Origin of the sequence: Marasmitruncus massiliensis, from assembly GCF_900186535.1 — a bacterium.
GTDB lineage: Bacteria > Bacillota > Clostridia > Oscillospirales > Ruminococcaceae > Anaerotruncus > Anaerotruncus massiliensis_A.
In genome coordinates this window covers 20,051-42,755 of sequence record NZ_FYDE01000001.1, presented here as the reverse complement: position 1 = coordinate 42,755, position 22,705 = coordinate 20,051, and the positions used below count along the sequence as shown (strand labels likewise).

Here is a 22,705-nt window from a genome sequence, read left to right as displayed (position 1 = left end):
GATGGAGGTTTTACATGAAAAAGATTATCAATCACCCGAACAGCGTCGTATCCGAACTGCTGGCCGGCATGGTGAAAGCGCATCCGTCGCTGCAGTATGCCGAGGGGCTGGAGGTCATCTCCCGCCGGCAGAAAACCCTTGGGAAGGTCGGCGTTGTAGCGGGCGGCGGCTCCGGGCATGAACCGGCGCACGCGGGCTATGTGGGGCGCGGGATGCTCGATGCCGCGGTAGCGGGCAACGTATTTTCCTCCCCGAGCCCCGACCGGATTATCAAAGGCATTGAGGAAGCAAACGGGGGAGCGGGCGTTCTGCTCATCATCAAAAACTATTCGGGGGACATCATGAACTTCGGCATGGCGAAAGACCTTGCCGAGATGGACGATATCCCGGTCGAGAGTGTTGTGGTAAAAGACGATGTGGCTGTTCCGGACAGCACCTATTCCACCGGGCGCCGCGGCATCGCGGGCACTGTGTTTGTCCATAAGATTGCCGGCGCGAAGGCACAGGCGGGCGGCACCTTACAGGAAGTCAAAGCGGCGGCGGAGAAAGCAATCGCGAATATCCGCAGCATGGGCATGGCGATGAGTCCCTGCACACTTCCGGCAGTCGGAAAGCCCGGCTTCCAGCTTGGCGAGAACGAAGTGGAAATCGGCATGGGCATCCACGGCGAGCCGGGCGTTGAACGCACCGGAATCAAAACCGCGGCGGAGACCGCGCAGATTCTGCTGGACAGGATTTTGCAGGACTATGATTTCAGCGGCTCCGAAGTTGCCCTGCTGGTAAATGGGCTGGGAGCGACGCCGCTCATGGAGCTTTACATCCTCAACAATGAAATTGAGAAGATTCTGACCGCGAAGGGGATTTCCATCCATAAGACCTTTGTGGGCAATTATATGACCGCGCTTGAGATGTCCGGCTGCTCCGTCACTCTGATGAAGCTGGACGATGAACTCAAACAGCTGCTTGACGCCCCGTGCGACACACCGGCGCTCACAGTTCTGTGAGGACAGAGAAGGAGGATATCCGATGGGTTTTCAACTGACACCGGCAGACTATGTGGAATATTTAAACAGAGCTTACCAAAAGATTCATGAAAACGGCGACTATGTGACCGAGCTTGATTCGGCAACCGGCGATGGCGACCACTGGAGTAACATCAATCTGGGCTTCGAAAAGTTGGTGGAAGCAGCCGAAGAGCTGAAAACACTCTCCCTCTTCGAGGAATTTAAGAAAATCGGCACGATTATGATGTCTGTCATCGGCGGCAGCTCCGGTGTGCTTTACGGCAGCGCCTACCTTGGAGCGGCCAAAGTGCTCAAAGACAAAACGGTGATTGAAAACGAGGATCTGTGCGCTGTTCTCGGCGCGATGCTCGAGGCGATTATGTCCCGCGGGAACGCGCAGCCCGGCTTCAAAACCATGATCGACTGCCTGCACCCCGCGGTGGAATGCTACCGCGACTCCATCGCGAACGGCCTTTCCGAGCGGGAAACAATTGGAAAAGTCAGGCAGGCGGCAATCGACGGCGCGCAGAGCACAGCCGCCATGGAAGCAATCCGGGGCCGCGCGTTCTATCAGGCGAACAAGGGTGTCGGCCACCTCGATCCCGGAGCAATTACCATGTCCTATCAGATTGAAACGCTGATGGATTATCTCGCGGAAAAACTGTAAGAATCCCGGCCGGGGTGAAAGAAGGTGCGGAACATGCTGCTTGCGGAGATCAAAAGTGACGCCGACAAATTTTCGGAAGTGATTTCCAAAACGCTGGACGTGGATGTCCTGATTGTCGACAACAACTTAAAAACAGTCAGCAATACCTGCCGGTATTTTGATAAATTCACGCTGATCAGCCGCACATCTATCGTGGGCAGAGTCATCCTCAGCGGGGAAACAGTGGCGATTGATGACCGCACCACCTTCGCCGCCTGCAAAAACTGTCCGGAGTTCTACGAATGTGAGATGGCGGGCATCATCGGTGTGCCCATCTTCTATAACGAGGTCGTCGTCGGTGCAATCGCGCTGGTGCTGCCCAAGCAGAAGGTGCCTGTCATTTTTAAGGATGTCCGGAACTCAATTGCGTTTGTGGAAAATATGTCCGCGCTGCTCACCAGCAAAATCCGCAACCGCGATGACTACAACACCCTGAACATTGCCCGGCGGGAGCGTGAGGTACTGATGGATTCCATCGCGGACGCGATTGTTTCCACCGATGACCTCGGGCGCATTGCTTACTATAACCGGCAGTTCCCCAAGTATTTTGACATCCGGGAGGACTGCTGCGGAGAAATGATTTCGCAGGTGATTCCGCACAAAGTCATCCTTGACTTTCTGACAAACTCAGTTGACGTGCGGGACAAGATGGTCTATATGGGAGAAACGGGCCAGCTGTTCTGCGGATTTGTCTCCTGCAGCAACATCAGCATCAACGGAAACCGCAACGGGATGCTGTTCCTGTTCCGGCCGGTGAGCAGCGCAAATCAGGACTGGGAGGAGCTTTCCGCCCAGCACCCTGCCGCTTCGTTCGCCCAGACAGCGGGCCATGTTTTCTCCGGCGAACTGGTGCGCAGAGCCAAACGGCTGGCCATGACGGAGGAAAGCATTTTGATTCAGGGGGAAGAAGGCACAGGAAAGCGTCTTCTTGCCCAGTGTATCCACGAGTTCTCCAACCGCAGCCAGATGCCGATGGTATCGGTAGACTGCGGTTGGCCCTACCACGCCGGGCAGGAGGAATTCCTCTTCGGCGAGCTGGGCAGGCTGCAGGCGGCGCATAAGAGCACGCTGTTTTTCCACCATGTCGAGCGGCTGCCGCTCTATCTGCAAAAACAGCTTGCCGCCTTCCTCCAGACACGCACGCTGCGGCATAAAAGCGGGTTTGAAGTTTTTTTGGATATACGGATGCTGTTCTCTACCGCCGAGGATCCGGAGAAGATGGTAAGCAAAGGCCAGCTGTGGGACAAGCTGTACTACGGTATCTCCTGCGCGGCGCTGACGGTTCCGCCGCTGCGCGCGGACAGTGTGCGGCTCCGTCAGCTGCTGGAAGAACGTGCCCGCCTTTACGGTGAACGGTACGGGAAACCTGGCCTGCAAATCCACGAGCAGGCAATGGAAAGCCTGCTGCATTATCAATGGCCGAACAATCTGCGGGAAGCGGAACTGGTCATCGACCGTCTGGCCGCCGTCTGTGATGGGGAAATCCGGCAGAGTGATGTGGCGGAGCTGAAACTAAAACGGCAGAACGACGAATCTTATCGTCAGCCGCTGAGTGAACTGGAGCGGGAACATATCCGCCACCTGCTCCAGACCAACCAAAATAAGGATGAGATAGCGCGGATTTTGAAAATCGGCCGCGCAACCCTCTACCGAAAAATAAAAGAGTATGATTTGTAAAGGAGTACTTACTATGATTAAGAACAACCCAACCGACAAAGGCCAGCATATCAAAGACCTGCGTGACGCAATTGAACATAGAGCCACCTGGTTCTATTACCTGGTGGAAGAGGGGCTCAAACGCGGACTGAATTACGATTTCGCCCGCGCCGCCATTCAGGGCTGCGGCTGTTTTCACGGCAAAAGCAAATATACCCCGACTGACGATCTCGTCGCCTTTTCCAAGGAGTTCGCAAACCAGAACGTGCAGGACATCTTTGAGATGGATGTGGATGCCAAACCGGAAGCGATGAAGATCGAGTTCCACTACTGCCCGCTGGTTTCCGCATGGAGAAAGCTGACCAACGATGAGGAAAAAATCGCAAAGCTTTGCGATATTGCCATGGACGGTGACCGCGGCATTGCCAGCCAGTTCCCGGATTTCGAGTTCAGCCTTGGAAAAACAATTGCCAAAGGCGACGATATCTGCGAAGTATGCTTCAAAAAAGTGCGGAAATAAAAATATGCCGGCCTGTCCGGCACACAAAAACAGCCGGGTCACATATGTGACCCGGCTGTTTTCATGCATTTTCAGAGCGCATCCAGCAGATCAATCACCTGCTTGAGGCTGTCTGCCCGCACGGTATAAAGCCGGGCAAGCTCGGGGGTGGGCGGGTCCAGATCCGGCACCATGACGGAAAGGCAGCCTGCGGCTGCCGCCGCGCGGATTCCGTTAGAGCTGTCCTCCAGAACAAGGCAGCGCTCCGGCTCTCTGCCGATGGCTTTGGCGGCCGCCAAAAAGATGTCGGGCGCGGGCTTGCCGGACTTTACCATGTCGCCGGTGATGATAGCGGCAAAGTAAGACGTGATTCCCGCAAGTTCCAGGTTACGCAGAACCATCTTCCGATGGGTGGAACTGGCGACAGCCATAGGGATATCCCGCCCTTTCAGGGCGTCCAACAGCTCATACAGCCCCGGTTTCACCGGGATATGCCGTTCCAGTTCCTCCTCCAGACGCGCAAAACAACGCTCCTGCAGTTCCTCATAGTCAATCCCGCCTGCGCCGAATAACTCGAGAAAAACTTCCCGCGCGCCCGCCTCATTGGTTCCGCGGGTGCGTTTATTAAATTCTTTGCCGGCATCAATGCCATATGTACGACCGGTGTCTTCCCAGACTTCGTCCCAAAGACGCTCCGTGTCGAACATCAGGCCGTCCATATCAAGAATAACACCCTCGACCATTTCGCATCTCCTTACAGATTAAGTGATTCCTATTTTATAGGCTTTGGGAAAAAGATGCAATCTTTTTTTAATCCCCTGCATCTTCCTGACAGGGGAAAAAACAGAAAAGCCGCCTGATTAGGCGACCCCGCTGTTTATGTATGATTGCGATTACTTGGCAAGCAAGCTCCGATATTGCTCCAGAATCTGGACGCCCTGGCTGGTTCCGATTCTGCCGGCGCCGGCTTCGATCATGGCCAGCGCCTGCCCGGCGGTGCGGACACCGCCCGCCGCTTTAATCCGGATCGCATCGCCGACACAGGACTTCATCAGTCTGACATCCTCCAGCGTCGCGCCGCCGGTACCGAATCCGGTAGAAGTTTTGATGAAGGCAGGCTTTACCCTGAGCGCGATTTCACAAAGCTTCTTCTTTTCATCATCCGTCAAATAACAGTTTTCGAATATTACTTTGGAGGTAACGCCGCGCTGGCTGCAAGCCTCCACAATCCGGCGCATCTCATCCTCCACATAAGCCCAGTTTTGATTCTTTACCTCCACCAGGTTGACCACATAATCCACCTCGCCGGCTCCTTTTGCAATAACGTCGATGGTTTCAAAGACCTTAGTTTCCACGGTGCACTGCCCGAGCGGAAAGCTGACCGCCGCGTCACAGAGCACGCCGCTTCCCTCCAGAATCCTGCTGCAATAGGGGACGACGGCGTTGTTGATGGCCACCGTTTTAAAATGGTGGGCAGCCGCTTCCTCGCAGTGGAGTCTTAAATCCTGATTGGATACATAGGGCTTGAGAAGTGTCTGGTCAATCATGCCTGCCAGTTGTTCAAGGGTCAGTTGCATAAAATATCCTCCTAAACTTCCGCCAGCCGGGCAAAAATGTCCCGCAGGGCGAAATAGCTGTCATCAAATAGTTGTTTGGTCTGTTCGTATTTTGCGTGCATGTTATCATCCGGTTCAACCCATTCTTCTTCGCGGATAAACCGATGGATTTCCTGAAAGTCTTTCAGCACGCCGGTCCCCACGCCTGCGGTCACCGCGGCGCCGATTGAGGTTGCCTCTTCCAGATAATTCAGCCTGCAGGCGGGAATCCCATAAATGTCCGCCAGCATTTTTCTTACCGGAGCGCCCTTCGCAAGCCCGCCGATGATGTTGACGGAAGTGATGTCGGCCTCCCGGCGGAAGATGTTCAGGATGATGTCGAGATTCATAAGCACCCCTTCCACCGTGGCGCGCAGCAGATCCGCTTTGGTATGCTCCATTTTCAGCCCGATGAACGCGCCGCGCGCGTCCGGGTCCCAGCGCGGGCTGCGCTCGCCAAGCAGGTAGGGGAGATAGAGCAGCCCGTTCGCGCCGGGAGGGGAGGCCGCAATCAGTTCGTCTATCAGCTGATAGACGCCGCTTCCCCGCTCTTTTGCCGCCCCGGACAGTCCGTCCTTAAAAAGCTCCTTCATAAAGTGCAGCGAATTTCCCGCCGCCTGCATGGTCCCGGTGGGCGAATAGAGGCCGGGGACAAGATGCGCCCAGTTGAAGGTGCGCATCTGCGGGTCAAAAACCGGCTGTTTTGCCGTATAGGCGATCCAGGAGGAGGAGCCGAGGTAATTGTAAGCGACATTTTCGGTGACGGAAGCCGCGCCGACAGACGCGCAGACACCGTCCCCGCCGCCGATCACAATTCTGGTACCCGCTGCAAGCCCGCACTCCTCGGCTACCTGCCGGGAAACAGCCCCGGCAATATGGGTGGAGGGGTAAGTATTCGGCAGCATACCGGGGTCGATTCCGGCGGCCTGCAGGATTTCATCCGACCACCGCAGTTTGAGCAGGTCAAATGCATTGGTTCCCGAAGCGTCGGAATAATCGGTGACGTATTCCCCCGTCAGGCGGTAGATGATGTAATCCTTGGGCAGCAGCATCTTATGAATCTGCTTAAAAAGCTCCGGCTGGTTGTCACGAATCCACATCAGCTTTTCGAGGCTGTAGGAGGCGCTGATTTTATGCCCCACAATGTGGTAGAACGCTAATTCGTCGATTTGATTCCGGAGTTTCCGCTCCTGTACGACACTGCGCTGGTCTGCCCAGATGATGGCGCTGCGCAGCAGTTCCCCGTTTTTTTCGACGGGAACGCATCCCATCATCTGTCCGCTGAAAGCCACGCCCGCCACCATGGTTTTGTCAATCCCGTCGAGCAGCCGGTGATTGCAGGCGCATACCGCCTTCCACCAGTCAAGCGGGTCCTGCTCCGCCCAGTTTCCGTTATAAAAATGCGTGCCGTAGGAATGCGTGACGCTTTTGACCAGTCTCCCGTCCTCTGCAAAGAGGGTCGCTTTATTGCCGGATGTGCCCAGGTCGTGAGCAATCAGATACTTGCACATAGTACACCTGCTTTATCACAGATTTTCAAACGGTTTCAGGATATCGTCAATTTCCGCCATCACAGGTACGGGAATATCCCAGCTGAGGGAATGCAGATTTTTTTCAAGCTGTGACAGGGAGGAAGCGCCGCCAATAATGGAGGTGACTTCCGGTTTCTGCCGCAGCCAGTTGAGCGCAAGCTCGCTCATAGGCCTGTCGATTTCTTTACAGATATCGGAGAGCCGGAGCGTGGCACCATAATAGGTATCAAAAGCCAATCCGGACAGTTTGGGGTTTTCATTGCGGATGTCCTTTTCCGAGAAGTTGCGCCCATGGGTGAACCTTCCTGTGAGCAGACCCTGGAAAAGCGGACTGTAGGGAAGGAAGGCCTGACCGTATTTCTTTACCATCGGCAGTATTTCTTTTTCTGTCTGATATTCCAGCGGAATGCCGTGGTAACTGTCCGTATTTCTTTCAAGCATATTGTAAAGCGACTGCTGGCAATGGATCTCCGTCATCGACATAAAAATTTCGGTGTCGCGGGGAGAAAAATTGCTCAGCCCGATATACCGGATTTTCCCGGCCTTTTTGATGGTTTCCAACGCTTCCACCGTTTCCTCAATCGGAGTCGCGTGATCGGGCCAGTGCAGCTGATAGATGTCTATGTAATCGGTCTGAAGCCGTGAAAGGCTTCTGTCAATCTCCTGCAGGAGGCTGGCCTTTGTCAGATTATTTGCTGTCTCGTGCCGGTCGTTCCACAGGAGGCCGCACTTTGAGGCAATTAGCACTTTTTGCCGCTGCCCGTCTTTGAGCGCCTTCCCCAGAATGGTTTCCGACCTGCCCCAGCCGTAAACGGGCGCAACATCGAACAGGTTGATCCCCGCGTCGATCGCGGCGTGTATGATTTGGATAGAGGTCTGTTCGTCCGGATGGTCCCAATCCCCCCCGAAATTCCAGCATCCGATTCCGATAGCTGAAATTTCCTCCTGGATTTTTGCGACTTTTTTATAAATCATGCCTGTTCCCCCTATATATTCAAAATCAAGGAAAAGTTATTTTCTCAGTTTATCCAGTAACACCGCAATGACAATCAGAGAACCGATGATGATTTCCAGAATAAAGGAATTAACGCCCAATAGGGTGCCGCCCTGCCGCAGGGTCGCCATAATCATCGCGCCGAGAACGGTCCCGATTACGCTGCCCTCGCCGCCGTCCAGGCTTGCGCCGCCTACGACCGACGCGGCGATCGCGTCCAGCTCATATCCGTCGCCCGCGGTGGGCACACCGTTTCCAAGCCGCGCAGTCAGCAGTACGCCTGCGATGCTGCAGACGGCCGCGGAAAATATGTAGACGCCATAGGTCGTCCTGCGGATATTGATGCCGCTCAGCCTGGCCGCCTCTCTGTTGCTGCCCAGAGCAAAGATGTTCCTCCCGAAAATCGTTTTTCTGGTGATGAACCATGCGGTTGCGACGACCACCGCCCAGGCGATAAAGAGAAATGGAAACCCCAGAATGTCCATCTGCGCGATCCCCGTAAATGTTTTTGGAAGCCCGGAAATCATTTTAGCGCCGGTAATCAGCATGATCAGCGCGCGGATAACCGTCATCGTCCCCATGGTGGCGATAAAGGGAGGCACCTTTCCATTATGCACCAGGATGCCGTTGAGCAGGCCGACGAGCGAGCCGGCCGCAATGGAAACCAGCGCGGAGATCAGTAAGGGCATACCGCGGACGACACACATCGCCATCAGCACGCCGGACAGCCCGATCACCGAACCGACCGAGAGGTCGATTCCGCTGGAGGTAATGACAAAAACCATTCCGATCGCCACGATTCCGTAGATGGAAGTCTGCCGCATCAGGGCGTTCAGGTTGTTGACCGTTAGAAATACTTCTGATGATAAGGAGAACACAAGAAACAGCAGGAATAAGACCCCCGTCAAAAACAGCTCGGTCTTCATCCCCCCGCTGATAAAACGCATTTTTTTACGACTCTTCTGTGCAAGTTCATTCATGCTGGTTCCTCCTGTTTGATTCCGGAAGCAAGTTTGAGGATCGTCTCCTCCTGATAGTCGGCCCGGTCAAGGATCGCCATCTGCCGCCCTTCATACATGATCAGCAGCCGGTCTGCAAGCCCCATCACCTCGGGCAGATAGGAAGAGATAATGATGATGGTTTTCCCGTCCCTGATCAGCTGTTCAAAAACCCGGTAGATTTCCATTTTCGCTCCGACATCCACGCCGACGGTCGGCTCGTCAAAAATGAACAGGTCGCTTCCCATGGCCAACCATTTTGCGATTACAACTTTTTGCTGGTTGCCGCCCGAGAGGTTTTTGACCAGCTGATGGACGGTCGGCGTTTTTGTGTGCAGGATGTCCCGGAATTTTTCCGCAACCTCAACCCCTTTGCGGTTGTTGATCACCCCATAGCGGGAAATCTTTTTGATTGCCGCCATATTGGTGTTCTCCATAATGGAAAGCCCAAGTGCCAGCCCCTGTGTTTTGCGCTCTTCGGGCAGCAGCGCAACCCCGGCGTCAATCGCCTGCCTGGGCGAACGGAAATCCACCGGCCTGCCGCCTATTCCGACTGTGCCGCTTTCTTTCGCGTCCGCGCCGAAGATGCTGCGGACAATTTCCGTGCGCCCGGAACCGACAAGCCCGAACATGCCGAAAATTTCACCCTGCCGGACGTCAAAGCTGATATCCCGGAAGGCGGGGGAGCGCGTCAGCCCTTTTACGGAAACCACCGTTTTGCCGGGAGCGGCATGCGCAATGCCGTACATGTCCTCCACGTCGCGGCCGACCATCATAGAAATCAGCTCGTCTTCGCTGGTATCTTTTGTATAGACGGTGCCTGCCTTTGCGCCGTCTTTGAGGACGGTTGCCCTGTCGCAGATGCGGAAAATTTCTTCCATGCGGTGAGAAATATAAATGATTGCGACATTTTTCTGTTTCAGCATGGAGATGATTTTGAACAGCTGCTCTGTTTCATCGTTGGTGAGCAGCGCGGTCGGCTCGTCGAATATAACCAGTTTCGCTTTCTGGTGCAGAATCTTTCCGATTGCCACCATTTCCTGCTGCGCCACCGAAAGGGTACTCAGGATTGCCTTCGGGTCGACATGGACCTCAATGGAGTCCATGATTTCTTTTGTTTCTCTGTAAATTTTTGCGTAATCGATCAATCCCAGCCGGGTTTTAGGGAGCTGCCCCATAAAAAAGTTTTCCGCCACCGAAAGGTGCTGCGCCAGGTTTACATCCTGATAGACCGCGCCAAGTCCCAGCGCCTGCGCCTGAAGCGGCGACTTGATGTCAACCTTTTTGCCCTCCAGATAGATCTCTCCGGAGGTTCTGGGATAGACCCCCATAAGAATTTTAATGATTGTGGATTTGCCTGCGCCATTTTCTCCGACAAGCGCGTGCACCTCACCGGCTTTTATTTCCAGGTCCACGTCTGTCAGCGCTTTCACGCCCGGGAATACTTTTGTAATCCCTTTCATTTCCACAATGGTTTCATACTGCAGCGGCACGGTGATCCTCCTTACATGAACGCATTTAGCCCGGATTAGCCCGGAAGCCCTGCCTGCGGCATGCGGCGCCGCAAAACGGGCGCCGCATGCCATGCGGCGCCGCAAAACGGGCGCCGCATGCCATAAAAAACTTTCTGAATCCTGTTTTTGGTTTATTTGCCCGGATACAGCAGCTTCTGGACTTTTTCCTCCTGCATATTGTCTTTTGTCACAACGGTTGCGTCCACGATGACATCTTTTTCCACGGTATTGCCTTCAATGGCGCTGACCGCGTACTGTACGCCCTGGTATCCCATGCCGAACGGGTCCTGAACCACAAGCCCGCGCAGGATGCCGGATTCCAGCGCGCTGATCTCGTCCGCGTCCGCGTCAAACGCATAGGCGTAAATATCGTTCTGCTTGCCGGACTCTTCAAGCGCTTTGGCAACGCCGACGCCCATGTGGTTGTTATCCGCGAAAATGCCGATCAGGTCGGGATTCGCGGCGATCAGGTTTTCCGTGATGCTCAGGGCTTTCGTAATATCGTTGTCGCCGTACTGTGTTTCCAGCACCTGGATATCGGGAACAAGCTCTTTGATTTTATTGATAAAACCGTCTGTCCTGTCGCCGTTGACTTTGGTGCCCGCGACAGAGCTGACCACCACCACTTTTTTGCCTGCCGGGTCGATGCCGTCCTTTTCCCACAGGGCGAGCATGTTTTCCGCCGCGGTGCCAGCCGCAAGAGCATGGTCGGTGGCGAGGAAGGAGGTGTAGGTGTCGGTGTTGAGCTTGTTGTCAATGGTAATGACCGGGATTCCCTTGGACATGGCGTCCTCTATGGCGGGAACGGTCGCGTCAGTGCTGGTGGAGGCAATGACAATGGCATCCGGCTTGGTAGCGATCACATTCTCCAAAATAGAGACCTGCTGGTCAATATCAATTTCGGACGGCGGGCCGTCGGTGGTGACGGTAACCTTGCCGTTGCTGTCTGCTTCGGCGGCCTTGGAGCCAAGAAGCAGAGTCTGCCAGTAATCCGAGTCGGTAGCCTTGATGATGACGGAAATTTTGTATGGGCCGGAATTCTTGGGGGCGGAGGAAGACTGGGACTCCGTACTGGAAGATGGCGCGGGTGCGGGCGTGCTCTGCGCGCTGCCGCTTTGCGCCGGGGCGCCGGAGCATCCTGCCAATGACGCTGTCAGAGCGGCCGCCAATAACATCGAAAAGATCTTCATTTTCATCATGCGTTACCTCTTTCTGAATCATTGTATTTTCATTTGCGATGTGCAAATTAGCACCGAGTAAAATAAGAGACAGATAAATACGAGTGGGAACGGTTCCACAATTCTGCAAAAAGAAGGCCCGAAGGGCATCCTTTTGTTTTTTATTCCGGCGTCCTTTTTTCAGAACCTTTCAGCACCAGCTTATAGGGCATAATGCGGAAATTCCGCTGCATATCGGGATTTTTAAGCCGGTTAAGCAGCATGGAGATTGCAATCCGCCCCATTTCAACGGTATCCCTGGTGACATAGCTGAAATTGTAATCCAGAATGTCCAATACCTCCACATGGTCAATGCCGATTGCGGCGATATCGCGCCCCAGCTTAAATTTTTTCTCTCTTGCGGCTTTGATAAAGCCGAGGTTGGTGCGGTTGTTGCAGGTAAAGATCGCTTCCGGAATATCCCCGCTTTCAAACATGTTCTTCGCGAGCCGGTAGGCGGTATCTATGGTGAAATCGCCCCGGTAGATATAACGCGGCTCCACAGGCAGGTCAAAATCCTCCATCGCCTGCAGGAAGCCCTGATAGCGCTCACGGGCCAGCTTAAGCCCCAAGTCTCCCGTAATAATCCCGATTTTCCGGTGACCTTCTTCAATCAGCACCTTAGTGGCGCAGTAAGCGCTTTGAAAATTCTCATAAAAAACACCATCCCAGGTGCAGTTATCAATTTCGCGGTCCACTACAACCACCGGGACGTTCAGATTATTCAGCAGCCGCCGCAGCTTTTTCGCGGCGTTCGGTTCCGAATAGTCAATGGCCGGTGTGATGATGACGCCACGCACACGCTGCTGACCGAGCATAGAAAGCGCGCGCTCCTCTTTCTGGGCATTGTTGTTTGTGTCACAACAGATCATGGTGAGATTGTTCTGATCAACAATTTCGGTAATTCCCCGCAGGATTTCCCCGAAAAAGCTGTTGTCAATTTCCGGGACAATGACTCCGATGGCGTTGGTTTCCCGCTTTGAAAGACTTCGCGCGGTCGCGGAGGGCAGGTAATGGGTCTGCTCAATAATGGATTCCACTTTTTTCCGGGTCTCCTCATTCACATATCCATTGCCGCTCAGCACTCTGGAAACGGTGGATTTGGAGACCCCCGCCTTATCGGCGATGTCTTTTATCGTCATACTACACTCTCCTGAGGAATCGGTTCCATACAAGTATGCTATCATGATTAAAATTGATTGTCAACGACTTTATATTATTTTGTAAAAAATACTGTAATATAGAAATGAAATATGGGCATTATAACAAATTATCAAAAGCAAAAAATGACAAGCTTCTCCTATATCATACAAACATCATGGGATCGGTCTCCTTTCGTCTTGCGTTCAAATGATTTGCAGACTGCCCGCTATTCTGTGCACCGCGCGGTCCAGCCGCTTCCTGACAAACCAAACCGGCATACCTGAAATTTCAGCGATTTCTGTGACAGGATAGCGCTGAGCACAGCATACCACCAAAAACCGGTCCGGAAAGGGGAATTGGCTGAGCAATCTCATCATTGGCTCGGCTTCGACGCAGGATGTCCCGCCGTTCAGGTCCGAAAAACCCGTACAGGCGGAAAGGCAGGACTGATAGACGGTCTTTTTGGCCGCCTTTTTTATGTTTCGATATAGTTTTTTGACGGTAAGTGCGAAAAATCTGCCGCTGTCCGGGTTCCCCCGGGGTCTCCGGGCGGTGTACAGCAAAGCTTCCCGCACGGTCTGTTCGGCCGCGGCCGGATCGCCGAGGGAAAGCAGGGCCAGCAGGTAAAGCTGTTTTACCGCTGATAAAAAAGAAGTTTCTGGCAGCTTTTGCAGCATCCCGTGTGTCGGCTGTATCAAAACGCGCCTCCTGCGCTTTTCCAAACCGGAAAAGCCTATATAATCTCTATCTAATAAAACGTTTGAAAAAGGCGTTTTCTGACACTTGCATGAAAATTTCTGCGTTTTAAACAAATCAAGAGGTGTATTATTGTATAAATTAATGCCATAACAAAGAAGCACTGTTTGCAATCGATCTGCAAACAGTGCTTCTTGACAACCCAAGCGGGAATTGCTTACGCAAATACCACCTTGTCCCTGTTCTCACGGTCAGGGGCAATTTCGACCGCCGGATACCCGATCGCCGCACAGCCGTATACATTATGGCTCTCCGGAACGCCATACTTGGTCAGGATAGAGCGAATCTCCGGCTGATCGCAAATACCGCCAAGCTGGTTGATCCAGACCGAGCCGAGCTTCAGATCGTGGGCGGCCAGGAACATATTTTCCAGCGCGACCGCGCAGTCAGGTACTGCAAGCGGATAGTCTTTCGGCGCGGAAACCATCACAAGGGTAGGCGCATTATAAAAGTGGTGATAATCGGGATTGTGAATTGCTTTTGCAATGGCATCGCGCAGCGCTTCCAGTTTCTCTTTGCCCTGTACAACCGTAAACTGGCAGAGCTGCGAGTTCTTTGCGCTGGGCGCATACAGCCCGGCAGTCAAAATCTGTTCGAGCTGTTCCCTGGGAATCTGCGCATCCTGATAACTGCGCACACTCCTTCTTGTTTTAATGTTTTCCAATACCTGGCTCATAACATCCATCCTTTCTGTCAATGATAGAATATTGTTATCCCGGTGCCAAAGCATTATGGTTGAGCAATCTGCTCCGGTTGGGCGAGATACGTGAGATATTTTTCGTTGTAGCAGTTGATTTTGCAGGTCACTTTCTCCAGATGGCAGCGCATCTCTTCCATCTGCTGCTCCACGGACTTTTTGTGCGCCTCCAGCATGTCACAGCGGGCGGCAAGCGTATGGTCCCCCTCCATGCTCAGCAGGACAAATTCCTTGATTTCCCGAATCGGCATACCGGTGCTTTTCAGGCAGCAGATCAGTTCCAGCCACTCCATATCCTCTTCCGAGAATTGCCGGATGCCGCTCTCCGTCCGGCCGACAAACGGGAGAAGCCCTTCCTTTTCATAGTATCTCAGCGTGTGGGGCATCAGATGCACCAACTGTGCCGCCTGACTGATGGAATAACTCATAAACATTTCTCCTCAATGAAAAATCGGCTATTGACTTAAAGTGAACTTTAAGAGATATAATCCCAATATACAGGATTTTCGTCTGTTTTGCAAGAGCAGCGGGTCCAAATTTTTTAAAAAGGGGAAGTATGATGAAAACGATGAAGCTTGGAAGTTCCAGTCTGGAAGTTCCGGTAATTGCCGTCGGATGCATGCGCATTAAGTCACTGGATCCCGCCGGCGCGGAGCGGTTTGTGCAGGCAGCTCTGGAAGAGGGCGCGAATTTCTTTGACCATGCGGATGTATATGGCGACGGCCTCTGCGAGCAGATGTTTGCGGATGCGGTTCATATGAACGCGGATGTGCGTGAAAAAATCATCCTCCAGTCAAAGTGCGGAATCCGCAAAGAGCCCCGTATGTTCGATTTCTCAAAGGAGCACATCCTCGAAGCAGTCGACGGCAGCCTCAAACGGCTGAAAACGGACTATCTTGACGTCCTTTTGCTGCATCGTCCGGACGCGCTTGTCGAGCCGGAAGAGGTTGCCGAGGCGTTCGACCGTCTGGAATCGGCCGGAAAGGTGCGCCATTTCGGTGTTTCCAATCAGAACCCGATGCAGATCCGGCTTCTGAAGAAGTATGTGAAACAGCCGCTTGTTGCAAACCAGCTTCAGCTGAGCATCACCAACTGCACGATGATTAGCAACGGCATCAACGTAAACATGGGAAATGACCCGGCTGTCTGCCGCGACGGCAGCATCCTCGATTTCTGCCGCCTGCATGACATTACCATCCAGCCGTGGTCGCCGTTCCAGTACGGTTTCTTCGAAGGGGTCTTCCTTGGAAATGATAAATTCCCGGAGCTGAACGATAAGATTGATGAAATCGCGGCGGCATACGGCGTTTCCAATACCACCATCGCCATCGCGTGGCTGCTGCGCCATCCGGCGAAAATGCAGCCGATTGCCGGAACCATGAACCCCGCCCGCTTAAAGGAGATCTGCAAGGCGGCCCAAATCCGCCTCACCCGCGAGGATTGGTATGGAATCTATCAGGCGGCGGGAAATGAACTGCCGTAACTATTTACTTTCAGGAGGTTCTTACTATGAGCTTTGAGTTTTATATGCCCGCGCGGCTTTTGTTCGGAAAAGGAAAGCTGGCGGAACTGCACCGGCATACCCTGCCGGGCAAAAAGGCGCTGATTGTCACTTCTTCCGGGCAATCCGTCAAGAAATACGGCTATCTCGCGCGTGTTGAGGAACAGCTCGAAAAGGCGGGCGTGGAACATGTCCTGTTTAACAAAATCCTGCCCAACCCCGTTAAAGAGCATGTGATGGAGGGCGCCGCGCTGGCAAGGTCCGGTGGCTGTGACTTTGTCGTCGGGCTTGGCGGAGGCAGCAGCATCGACTCGGCAAAAGCAATTGCCGTTATGGCGGCCAATGAAGGAGACTATTGGGACTACATTTCCGGCGGCAGCGGGAAAGGGAAGCCTGTCCCGAACGCGCCGCTCCCGGTTGTCGCGATTACCACCACGGCGGGCACCGGCACCGAGGCCGACCCCTGGACAGTCACCACCAACGGCAACGAGAAGATCGGCTTCGGCTTTGACGGTACCTTCCCGGTGCTGTCGGTGATCGATCCCGAGCTGATGATGACGGTGCCCCCAAGGCTTACCGCCTATCAGGGGTTTGACGCACTGTTTCACAGCACAGAGGGCTATGTCAACCGGACAGCCAGCGAAATGAGCGATCTGTTTGCGCTGAAAGCCATTGAACTAATCGGCAAAAGCCTTGCAAAAGCCGTCGCGGACGGGTCCGATGAACAGGCGCGCGCGGACGTGGCGCTGGCGAATACTTTCTCCGGCATCGTGGAATCCGCCTCCGGCTGTACCTCCGAGCATTCGATGGAGCACGCCATGAGCGCCTATCATCCGAAGCTGGAGCACGGCGCGGGGCTGATTATGGTGAGCCTCGCTTATTATACCTTCCTTGCGCGGTCGGGCTCCTGCGACGCCCGCATGGTCGCAATGGCGAAAGCGCTGGGCAAGGCGGACGCGAAGGAACCGATGGATTTCGTTTCGACGCTTGCCGGTTTGCAGGCGGCCTGCGGTGTGGCGGAACTGAACATGTCCGATTACGGCATCAAACAGAGCGAGCTTGCGCAGATTGCGGAAAACGCGCGGGCGACCATGGGCGGCCTGTTTCAGGTCGACCCCTGCGAGATTGCCCATCAGGACGTCATCGGAATTCTTGAGCAGTCTTATCGGTAACAGGCAGAAGAAAAGGGCATGCACGATTTCGTGCATGCCCTTTTATCGTGTTATTTCCCGATTTTTGCACCGGAAACCTTCGCGTAATAGTTTGCGAGACTGCTGTGGTCGTCCTGGCCGCGGCCGTCCGCGTGGAGGGTCTGCATCATCTCCATCACCGCGGCTGTCAGCGGCAGGGGAGAGCCGACACCGTGCCCGGTATCAAGCGCATTATTCAGGTCTTTGATGTGCAGGTCAATCTTAAAGCCGGGCTTGAAATTGCCTTCCAGCATCATTGGGACCTTTGCATTCATAACGGTTGAACCGGCAAGTCCGCCCTTGATCGCGTCAAACACCAGCGCGGGGTCGACGCCCGCTTTCTTCGCAAGCGTAAAGGCCTCGGCGCAGGCCGCAATGTTGCAGGCGACAATGACCTGATTTGCGAGCTTTGTGGTATTGCCCGCACCGATCTCGCCGCAGTAAACGGCGGATGCGCCCATTTTAAGCAGGATGTCGTCCTTCACTTCGTTATAGACCGAACGGTCGCCGCCCACCATGATCGAGAGCGAGCCGTCAACCGCTTTCGGCTCTCCGCCGGAAACGGGCGCGTCAATCATCTTGACGCCCTTGGCGGCACACGCTTTTTCAATCTCCTGGGAAGCCAGCGGCGCGATGGAACTCATGTCGATCAGGATGGTACCGGCCTTGGCGCCTTCCAGCACGCCGTTTTCTCCCATGACGACCGTTTTCACATGCGGGGAATTAGGCAGCATGGTGACGATGACGGGGCAGGATTTCGCGACAATCCGCGCGGAGGAACCAGCCTTGGCGCCGGCCTCCACAACCTGCTCCACATTTTCAGCGACCACGTCATAAACGATCAGCTCATGCCCGGCCTTGATTAAATTTTTTGCCATGGGCTTTCCCATGATGCCCAGACCGATAAATCCGATTTTCATCCTATCTGTCTCCTTTTATAACAGTTTTTTGGCTTTTTCCGCAATATTCTGTGCGGTCAGGCCATAATGCTTCATCAACTCGGCAGCACTGTGCGCGGACTGCCCGAACTGGTCCTCGATTGCCACATAATCCATCGGCAGCGGGGATTTGCGCAGCGCAAGCGCGGCGGCGGAAGCGAGGCCGCCGATATAGTTATGGTCTTCCGCAGTAACGACTGCGCGCACGGTTTTGGCAATTTCCGCCGCGCCCTGATAGTCGAACGGCTTCATCGTGGCTGCGTTGACGACTTTTGCGCTGATTCCCTGCGCTTCCAGCAGTTCGGCCGCCTTCATCGAGGTTTCCACCATCGAGCCATGCGCTAAGATTGCCACGTCGCGTCCTTCTTTCAGAACGCGGAGTTTGCTTACTTCAAAGGAATCGGTCTCCGCGATATAATCCGGCAGGTCATTGCGCACCACACGGATGTAGACCGGGCCTTCTATTGCCGCGGCGGCACGTACCGCCTGGCGTGTTTCGGTTGCGTCGCAGGGGGTGAGAACCGTCATGTTCGGAATCGCGCTCATGATCGCGATGTCCTCAACCGCCTGATGGGTGGACCCGTCGCCGAAATCCGAAAGACCGGAGGAGGAACCGCAGATTTTCACATTCAGTTTTCCAATGGAAATCGTCTGGCGGATCTGGTCATACGCCCTGCCGGAAGCGAATACCGCAAACGTGCTGCAAAAAGGAATTTTGCCTGCTGCGGCGAGACCGGCGGCGGTTGAAAGCATATTCTGTTCGGCAATGCCCATTTCAAAATACCGCTCGGGGTACTCCTGCTGGAACAGGCAGGACATCGTGGATTTTCCAAGGTCCGCTTCCAGAACGACAACATCTTTGTTTTCCGCGCCTAAAGCAACCAGTTCTTCGCCGTATGCCAGGCGCTGGCTTTGTGTTTTACTCATTATAGCGCACCCTCCTCTTCAATTCAATGCTGAGATCTGCGCGTCAAGCTCTTTCAGCGCGGTCTCGTATTGTTCTTTCGTCAGCGCTCCGTTGTGGAAAGCAACAACATTTTCCGTGAACGAAATGCCTTTTCCCTTGACGGTATGGGCGATAATCACCGTGGGCTTGCCCTTCACAGTGTCCGCCTCATCGAGTGCGCGGAGGATTTCTTCTATATGATGCCCGTCAACTTCAATGACATGCCAGCCGAAGCCCTCCCATTTTTCAGGCAGGGGATTGGTGTTGAACCGGTCAACCACCGCGCCGGTTGCCTGCAGGCGGTTCTGGTCGATGATACCGACGACATTGTCCAGCTTGAAATTGGCGGCTGCCATCGCGGCTTCCCAGATCTGGCCTTCAGCCATTTCCCCGTCGCCCATGATGCAATAGACCTTGCGGTATCGGCCATCCAGCCGCATGGCAAGCGCCATGCCGTTGGCAATGGAAAGGCCCTGACCCAGCGAACCGGTACCGGCTTCGATGCCCGGCGTCTTGAGACGGTCGGGGTGACCCTGAAGCCTTGCGCCGAGGCTCTTTACTGTGGTCAGCTCTTCGGTGGGGAAGTAGCCCATCTCTGCCATTGCCGCATATTGGGCAATCGCCGCATGGCCCTTGCTGTAAATAAATTTATCCCGTTCCTCCCATTTGGGGTTCTGGGGATCAAATTTCATTTTATGGCCGTAAAGCGCCGCCACAATGTCCGCGCTTGAGCAGGAACCGCCAAGATGGCCGACATGCCCCTCGTCGCCGATCATGAGGACGACGTCGCGGCGGATTTTGGCCGCAAGCCTCTGTATTTTTTTGATTGTTTCCCGGTTTTCCATACAACCTGCCTCCCTGTTTCTGAACGGCTGCCGTTGAGCCGTATTTATTGATCCACTACGACGACCTTGATCAGATCGCCGGGGTCGTGCGCCAGTTTATAGAAGTAGCCGGGCGCCTCGGCAAGTGAGATTTCCTTGCTGATCAGCGGCGCCACGTTCAGCTTGCCCTTGTTGAGCAGTTCCACTACGGCCCTGAACTCGTCGTATCCATACAGGAAGGAACCATGCACCGTCAGTTCACGCGTCACGATCTCCTGCATGTTGATTTCCACCATCGGCTTGTTGTTGCCGATCCAGACGGCCGTGCCGCCGAAAGCCAGCGCGGCCATCGCTTGCTGCACCGTTGCGGTCGCGCCGACCGCTTCAATTGCCACGTCCACCCCTTTGTTGCCGGTGTTGGCGAGGATGATTTCTTTCAGATCTTCTTTGCCGGGGTTGATAATGATGTCAGCACCCATGCTCTTGGCGACCTGAAGACGGGTATCGCTGAGGTCGGAAACAAAGATTTTGCGCGGATTTTTCATCTTGACACAGGCAAGCGCCAGCAGCCCGATGGTTCCGGTTCCCACCAGCAGAACATTTTTCCCGGTCAGGTCGCCCGCATGCCCTACGCCTCGGTAGGAAACCGCGAGAGGCTCCATCAGGCTTCCGATCGCCCAGGACACCTGTTTGTCGACAGGGAAGCAGCATTTTGCGGGAACACAGATATACTCCGCGAACGCTCCGTCCACATCCAGAACGCCGAACGCCCGCTTATGCAGGCAGAGGTGAACGTCGCCTTTGGCGCACATCTCGCATTCCCCGCAGAAATCCACCGGGTAAACTGCGACTCTGCCGCCCACCTTTTTATCGGAAACGCCTTCGCCGAGCTCTACGATTTCACCGGCAAATTCGTGCCCCATCATCATAGGCTCCAGCCGCCTGCCGGTCAGCCCGAGGTAGCCGTGCACATCGCTTCCGCAGATGCCGCACGCCTTGACGCGCAGCTTGACTTCGCCCGCCTTGGGGGAAACGTCCGGAACATCCTGATAGCTCAGGATGTTCGGGCCCTTGTAAACAATGCCTTTCATGTTAAAAACCTCACTTTAAGAATCAGTTGTACCGTCAGAGCACTATGCCGCCGAATACGGCGTTGCAGATCAGCAGGACCACTAGACCGGTGAACCATACGGTCTGGTTTATGAACTGCCTGTTTGCCTACCTTTTTTCACGAATATTTTTCCACCTCATTTCTGTCATTTGTCTGGTTGGCAATTCTTATGTCTGTAAGCTGTCCGTTTGGGACAGCAGGCCTGCCAAAAAACCGAACGACCTGTATTGCTGATAGCTGTCATACAGGTAAGGACAAAAAGGAACGCCGATTGTCAGTCTTCTATTTCCGGCGTGTCATGTTTACGCTCCTGATAGCGCTCCCGCGTTTTGCAGATATGCTCGCGCATAATACTGGTTGCGGCTTTCGCGTCATTGGCGGCGATAGCGTTAATGATTTTTTTGTGATAATAAAGACCGATTTCAAACCCCAGCTGTTCCACAATATCCTGCATGGAAACGCTGAGAATATCGTTGAGGATAGAGTTGGTGGCAATGATTAATGAATTGCGCGTAATGCGGGAAACCGCGACATGAAAATCGAGGTCCGCTTTGGCAAATGCAAGGGAATCCTCTTTCAGCCGTTCCATTTCTGCCAGGATTTCTTCCAGTTGCCTGATATCTTCCGAAGCTGCGCGCTCGGCGGCAAGCCCCGCCGATTCGGTTTCAACTACCTGCCGGAACTCAAGCACTTCCAGCGTGGAGTTTTTTGAAAGATAGGCTTGGGGAACCAGAACATTCATAAAATTGCCCACTTCCGCCTTTTTTACAAACGAACCTTCACCAAACCTGGTTTCCAGCAATCCCAGAGCAGTCAGCCGCTGCAAAGCCTGCCGGATAGTAACCCGGCTGACCTGAAATTTTTCCGAAAGCTCGTTTTCCGAGGGGATTTTTTCTCCCGGCTGCCAGTTTCCGCTTAGAAACTGGGCTTTCAGCTGATCAAATACCTGATCGCTCACATTCATCCGCTTTATCGGCTGTATGGTATCCATAGTCTCCTCCGCATCATTTTCTTTCTTTTAATGATAACATCGGTTTGCTTGGATTGCAAGATCAGGATGCGTTTAAAACCTGTTATTTATCATACTGCTTGCAGAATATCAGGGAAATGTATGATGTATACCTGTATGATAGGTTGTTGTAATTATTATTATAAAAAATTCATAACAGTTGTCAATAAGAGATTTAAAATTTAGGATGAATCACCAATGGAAAAGATCGGCCTTTGAACGTTTTGACGTTCGATTCGGGCAGAATCCCTCAAAATGCCATCTGGCCGATTTGATCGTCTCCATTATTTTTTCCAAGAATACCAGCTTATTTCAGCTTCCGGCATGGAAAGAATAGATTTTGAGGTGATATTATAATGGAATCCGTAAAATACGCTGATTTATCTCAGCGTGTCGAAACAGAAATCAAGCGGCTGGAAAATCAAATCAGCCAGGATACGCATAAAGAAATCTATTTAGTTGCATATGAAAAAGCAAACCAGACACAGGAGGTGCAAAATGATTAGAGGAAGTATCTATGTGGGCCTTTCCGATTTATTGGACCAGGATTCTTCCAGCTATGAATATTATTATTCACTGCCGAAAGAGATTCAGGATAAAATCAAGGAGAAAGACATCAACACATTTGAAGATATGCAGGAATATGTCAGCAAAATCAGGGGCATGGGCAGTGTGACATGAATATCTGCCTGCATACGGCCCCGCCGGCAGGCAGCCGGAAGCTAAAAAGGAGGGGAATCCTCTCCGTCTGCTGCAAAAATAAAACCATAAAGCAGCAGTACATAGAAAAGAGATCTGTTTGCAATGTATCCGATGAATGATATAATGGCATCAATTAAATCAAAAGCAGAGCGGAAAATTCAAATCAGGGATCA

24 protein-coding genes are annotated in these 22,705 nt (G+C 53.6%); 8 read left to right on the top strand and 16 right to left on the bottom strand.

The annotated features are described in order from the left end of the window. Positions 1 to 14 precede the first annotated feature (14 nt). From dhaK to C1A10_RS00210, 4 genes are read left to right on the top strand one after another with little or no spacing between them, the layout of a single operon-like run. Complete coding sequence (gene dhaK, locus C1A10_RS00225) at positions 15 to 1,004, top strand: dihydroxyacetone kinase subunit DhaK (protein WP_101908306.1); 990 nt, start codon at positions 15 to 17, stop codon at positions 1,002 to 1,004. Positions 1,005 to 1,026: 22 nt separating this feature from the next. After that, positions 1,027 to 1,671 (top strand): dihydroxyacetone kinase subunit DhaL, encoded by a 645-nt coding sequence (dhaL, locus tag C1A10_RS00220; RefSeq protein WP_101908305.1) that lies wholly within the window; start codon positions 1,027 to 1,029, stop codon positions 1,669 to 1,671. Between the two features lie 33 nt (positions 1,672 to 1,704). Continuing rightward, on the top strand, positions 1,705 to 3,387 hold the full coding sequence (locus tag C1A10_RS00215) for a sigma 54-interacting transcriptional regulator (protein ID WP_101908304.1): 1,683 nt from the start codon (positions 1,705 to 1,707) through the stop codon (positions 3,385 to 3,387). Positions 3,388 to 3,400: 13 nt separating this feature from the next. Further along, positions 3,401 to 3,886, top strand: a complete 486-nt coding sequence (locus tag C1A10_RS00210; protein WP_101908303.1) for an L-2-amino-thiazoline-4-carboxylic acid hydrolase — start codon at positions 3,401 to 3,403, stop codon at positions 3,884 to 3,886. Between the two features lie 71 nt (positions 3,887 to 3,957). Here the strand turns inward: C1A10_RS00210 and C1A10_RS00205 are convergent, their stop codons facing one another. From C1A10_RS00205 to C1A10_RS00155, 11 genes are all read right to left on the bottom strand, one after another. After that, positions 3,958 to 4,608 (bottom strand): HAD family hydrolase, encoded by a 651-nt coding sequence (locus tag C1A10_RS00205; RefSeq protein ID WP_101908302.1) that lies wholly within the window; start codon positions 4,606 to 4,608, stop codon positions 3,958 to 3,960. A 150-nt stretch (positions 4,609 to 4,758) separates the two neighbouring features. Continuing rightward, on the bottom strand, positions 4,759 to 5,442 hold the full coding sequence (gene deoC / locus C1A10_RS00200) for a deoxyribose-phosphate aldolase (protein ID WP_101908301.1): 684 nt from the start codon (positions 5,440 to 5,442) through the stop codon (positions 4,759 to 4,761). An 11-nt stretch (positions 5,443 to 5,453) separates the two neighbouring features. Continuing rightward, a complete protein-coding gene (xylB, locus tag C1A10_RS00195; RefSeq protein ID WP_101908300.1) occupies positions 5,454 to 6,971 on the bottom strand; it encodes a xylulokinase in 1,518 nt (505 codons plus the stop codon). 15 nt (positions 6,972 to 6,986) lie between these two features. After that, on the bottom strand, positions 6,987 to 7,967 hold the full coding sequence (locus C1A10_RS00190; protein WP_101908299.1) for an aldo/keto reductase: 981 nt from the start codon (positions 7,965 to 7,967) through the stop codon (positions 6,987 to 6,989). 36 nt (positions 7,968 to 8,003) lie between these two features. Further along, positions 8,004 to 8,966, bottom strand: a complete 963-nt coding sequence (locus tag C1A10_RS00185) for an ABC transporter permease (protein WP_101908298.1) — start codon at positions 8,964 to 8,966, stop codon at positions 8,004 to 8,006. Further along, on the bottom strand, positions 8,963 to 10,477 hold the full coding sequence (locus C1A10_RS00180) for a sugar ABC transporter ATP-binding protein (RefSeq protein ID WP_101908297.1): 1,515 nt from the start codon (positions 10,475 to 10,477) through the stop codon (positions 8,963 to 8,965). The genes C1A10_RS00185 and C1A10_RS00180 overlap by 4 nt, the downstream gene beginning before the upstream one ends. A gap of 152 nt (positions 10,478 to 10,629) precedes the next feature. Then, complete coding sequence (locus C1A10_RS00175; RefSeq protein ID WP_242968789.1) at positions 10,630 to 11,697, bottom strand: ABC transporter substrate-binding protein; 1,068 nt, start codon at positions 11,695 to 11,697, stop codon at positions 10,630 to 10,632. Between the two features lie 140 nt (positions 11,698 to 11,837). Next, positions 11,838 to 12,857, bottom strand: coding sequence for a LacI family DNA-binding transcriptional regulator (locus C1A10_RS00170; protein ID WP_101908296.1), 1,020 nt, complete (start codon positions 12,855 to 12,857; stop codon positions 11,838 to 11,840). Between the two features lie 204 nt (positions 12,858 to 13,061). Further along, on the bottom strand, positions 13,062 to 13,556 hold the full coding sequence (locus C1A10_RS00165; protein WP_101908295.1) for an RNA polymerase sigma factor: 495 nt from the start codon (positions 13,554 to 13,556) through the stop codon (positions 13,062 to 13,064). Between the two features lie 215 nt (positions 13,557 to 13,771). After that, positions 13,772 to 14,290, bottom strand: coding sequence for a nitroreductase family protein (locus C1A10_RS00160; protein WP_101908294.1), 519 nt, complete (start codon positions 14,288 to 14,290; stop codon positions 13,772 to 13,774). Positions 14,291 to 14,343: 53 nt separating this feature from the next. Beyond that, positions 14,344 to 14,739 carry a MerR family transcriptional regulator gene (locus tag C1A10_RS00155; protein ID WP_101908293.1) on the bottom strand — a complete coding sequence of 132 codons (396 nt, stop codon included), beginning with the start codon at positions 14,737 to 14,739 and terminating at the stop codon, positions 14,344 to 14,346. A 131-nt stretch (positions 14,740 to 14,870) separates the two neighbouring features. On the opposite strand from C1A10_RS00155, the gene C1A10_RS00150 reads away from it, so the two are divergent. Together C1A10_RS00150 and C1A10_RS00145 are read left to right on the top strand one after the other, a co-directional pair. Beyond that, the gene (locus C1A10_RS00150; protein WP_101908292.1) at positions 14,871 to 15,794 is read left to right on the top strand and encodes an aldo/keto reductase; all 924 of its coding nucleotides are present in this window, start codon (positions 14,871 to 14,873) and stop codon (positions 15,792 to 15,794) included. 26 nt (positions 15,795 to 15,820) lie between these two features. After that, positions 15,821 to 16,984 (top strand): iron-containing alcohol dehydrogenase, encoded by a 1,164-nt coding sequence (locus tag C1A10_RS00145; RefSeq protein ID WP_101908291.1) that lies wholly within the window; start codon positions 15,821 to 15,823, stop codon positions 16,982 to 16,984. 50 nt (positions 16,985 to 17,034) lie between these two features. Here the strand turns inward: C1A10_RS00145 and garR are convergent, their stop codons facing one another. The 5 genes from garR to C1A10_RS00120 all read right to left on the bottom strand — a co-directional run bounded on the left by garR (position 17,035) and on the right by C1A10_RS00120 (position 21,812). Continuing rightward, on the bottom strand, positions 17,035 to 17,922 hold the full coding sequence (gene garR, locus C1A10_RS00140; protein ID WP_101908290.1) for a 2-hydroxy-3-oxopropionate reductase: 888 nt from the start codon (positions 17,920 to 17,922) through the stop codon (positions 17,035 to 17,037). A gap of 15 nt (positions 17,923 to 17,937) precedes the next feature. Further along, positions 17,938 to 18,867, bottom strand: a complete 930-nt coding sequence (locus C1A10_RS00135) for a transketolase family protein (protein ID WP_101908289.1) — start codon at positions 18,865 to 18,867, stop codon at positions 17,938 to 17,940. Between the two features lie 18 nt (positions 18,868 to 18,885). Further along, entirely contained in the window at positions 18,886 to 19,731 is an 846-nt protein-coding gene (locus tag C1A10_RS00130) for a transketolase (RefSeq protein WP_101908288.1), read from the bottom strand. Positions 19,732 to 19,775: 44 nt separating this feature from the next. Continuing rightward, positions 19,776 to 20,801 carry a zinc-dependent alcohol dehydrogenase gene (locus tag C1A10_RS00125; RefSeq protein WP_101908287.1) on the bottom strand — a complete coding sequence of 342 codons (1,026 nt, stop codon included), beginning with the start codon at positions 20,799 to 20,801 and terminating at the stop codon, positions 19,776 to 19,778. Between the two features lie 294 nt (positions 20,802 to 21,095). After that, positions 21,096 to 21,812, bottom strand: a complete 717-nt coding sequence (locus C1A10_RS00120) for a FadR/GntR family transcriptional regulator (RefSeq protein WP_101908286.1) — start codon at positions 21,810 to 21,812, stop codon at positions 21,096 to 21,098. Between the two features lie 374 nt (positions 21,813 to 22,186). On the opposite strand from C1A10_RS00120, the gene C1A10_RS18275 reads away from it, so the two are divergent. Together C1A10_RS18275 and C1A10_RS00115 are read left to right on the top strand one after the other, a co-directional pair. Continuing rightward, positions 22,187 to 22,336: a hypothetical protein gene (locus C1A10_RS18275; protein ID WP_180950914.1), complete on the top strand. Its 150-nt coding sequence runs from the start codon at positions 22,187 to 22,189 to the stop codon at positions 22,334 to 22,336. Next, positions 22,329 to 22,511 carry a hypothetical protein gene (locus tag C1A10_RS00115; protein ID WP_101908285.1) on the top strand — a complete coding sequence of 61 codons (183 nt, stop codon included), beginning with the start codon at positions 22,329 to 22,331 and terminating at the stop codon, positions 22,509 to 22,511. The genes C1A10_RS18275 and C1A10_RS00115 overlap by 8 nt, the downstream gene beginning before the upstream one ends. The last annotated feature ends 194 nt before the right edge of the window (positions 22,512 to 22,705 follow it).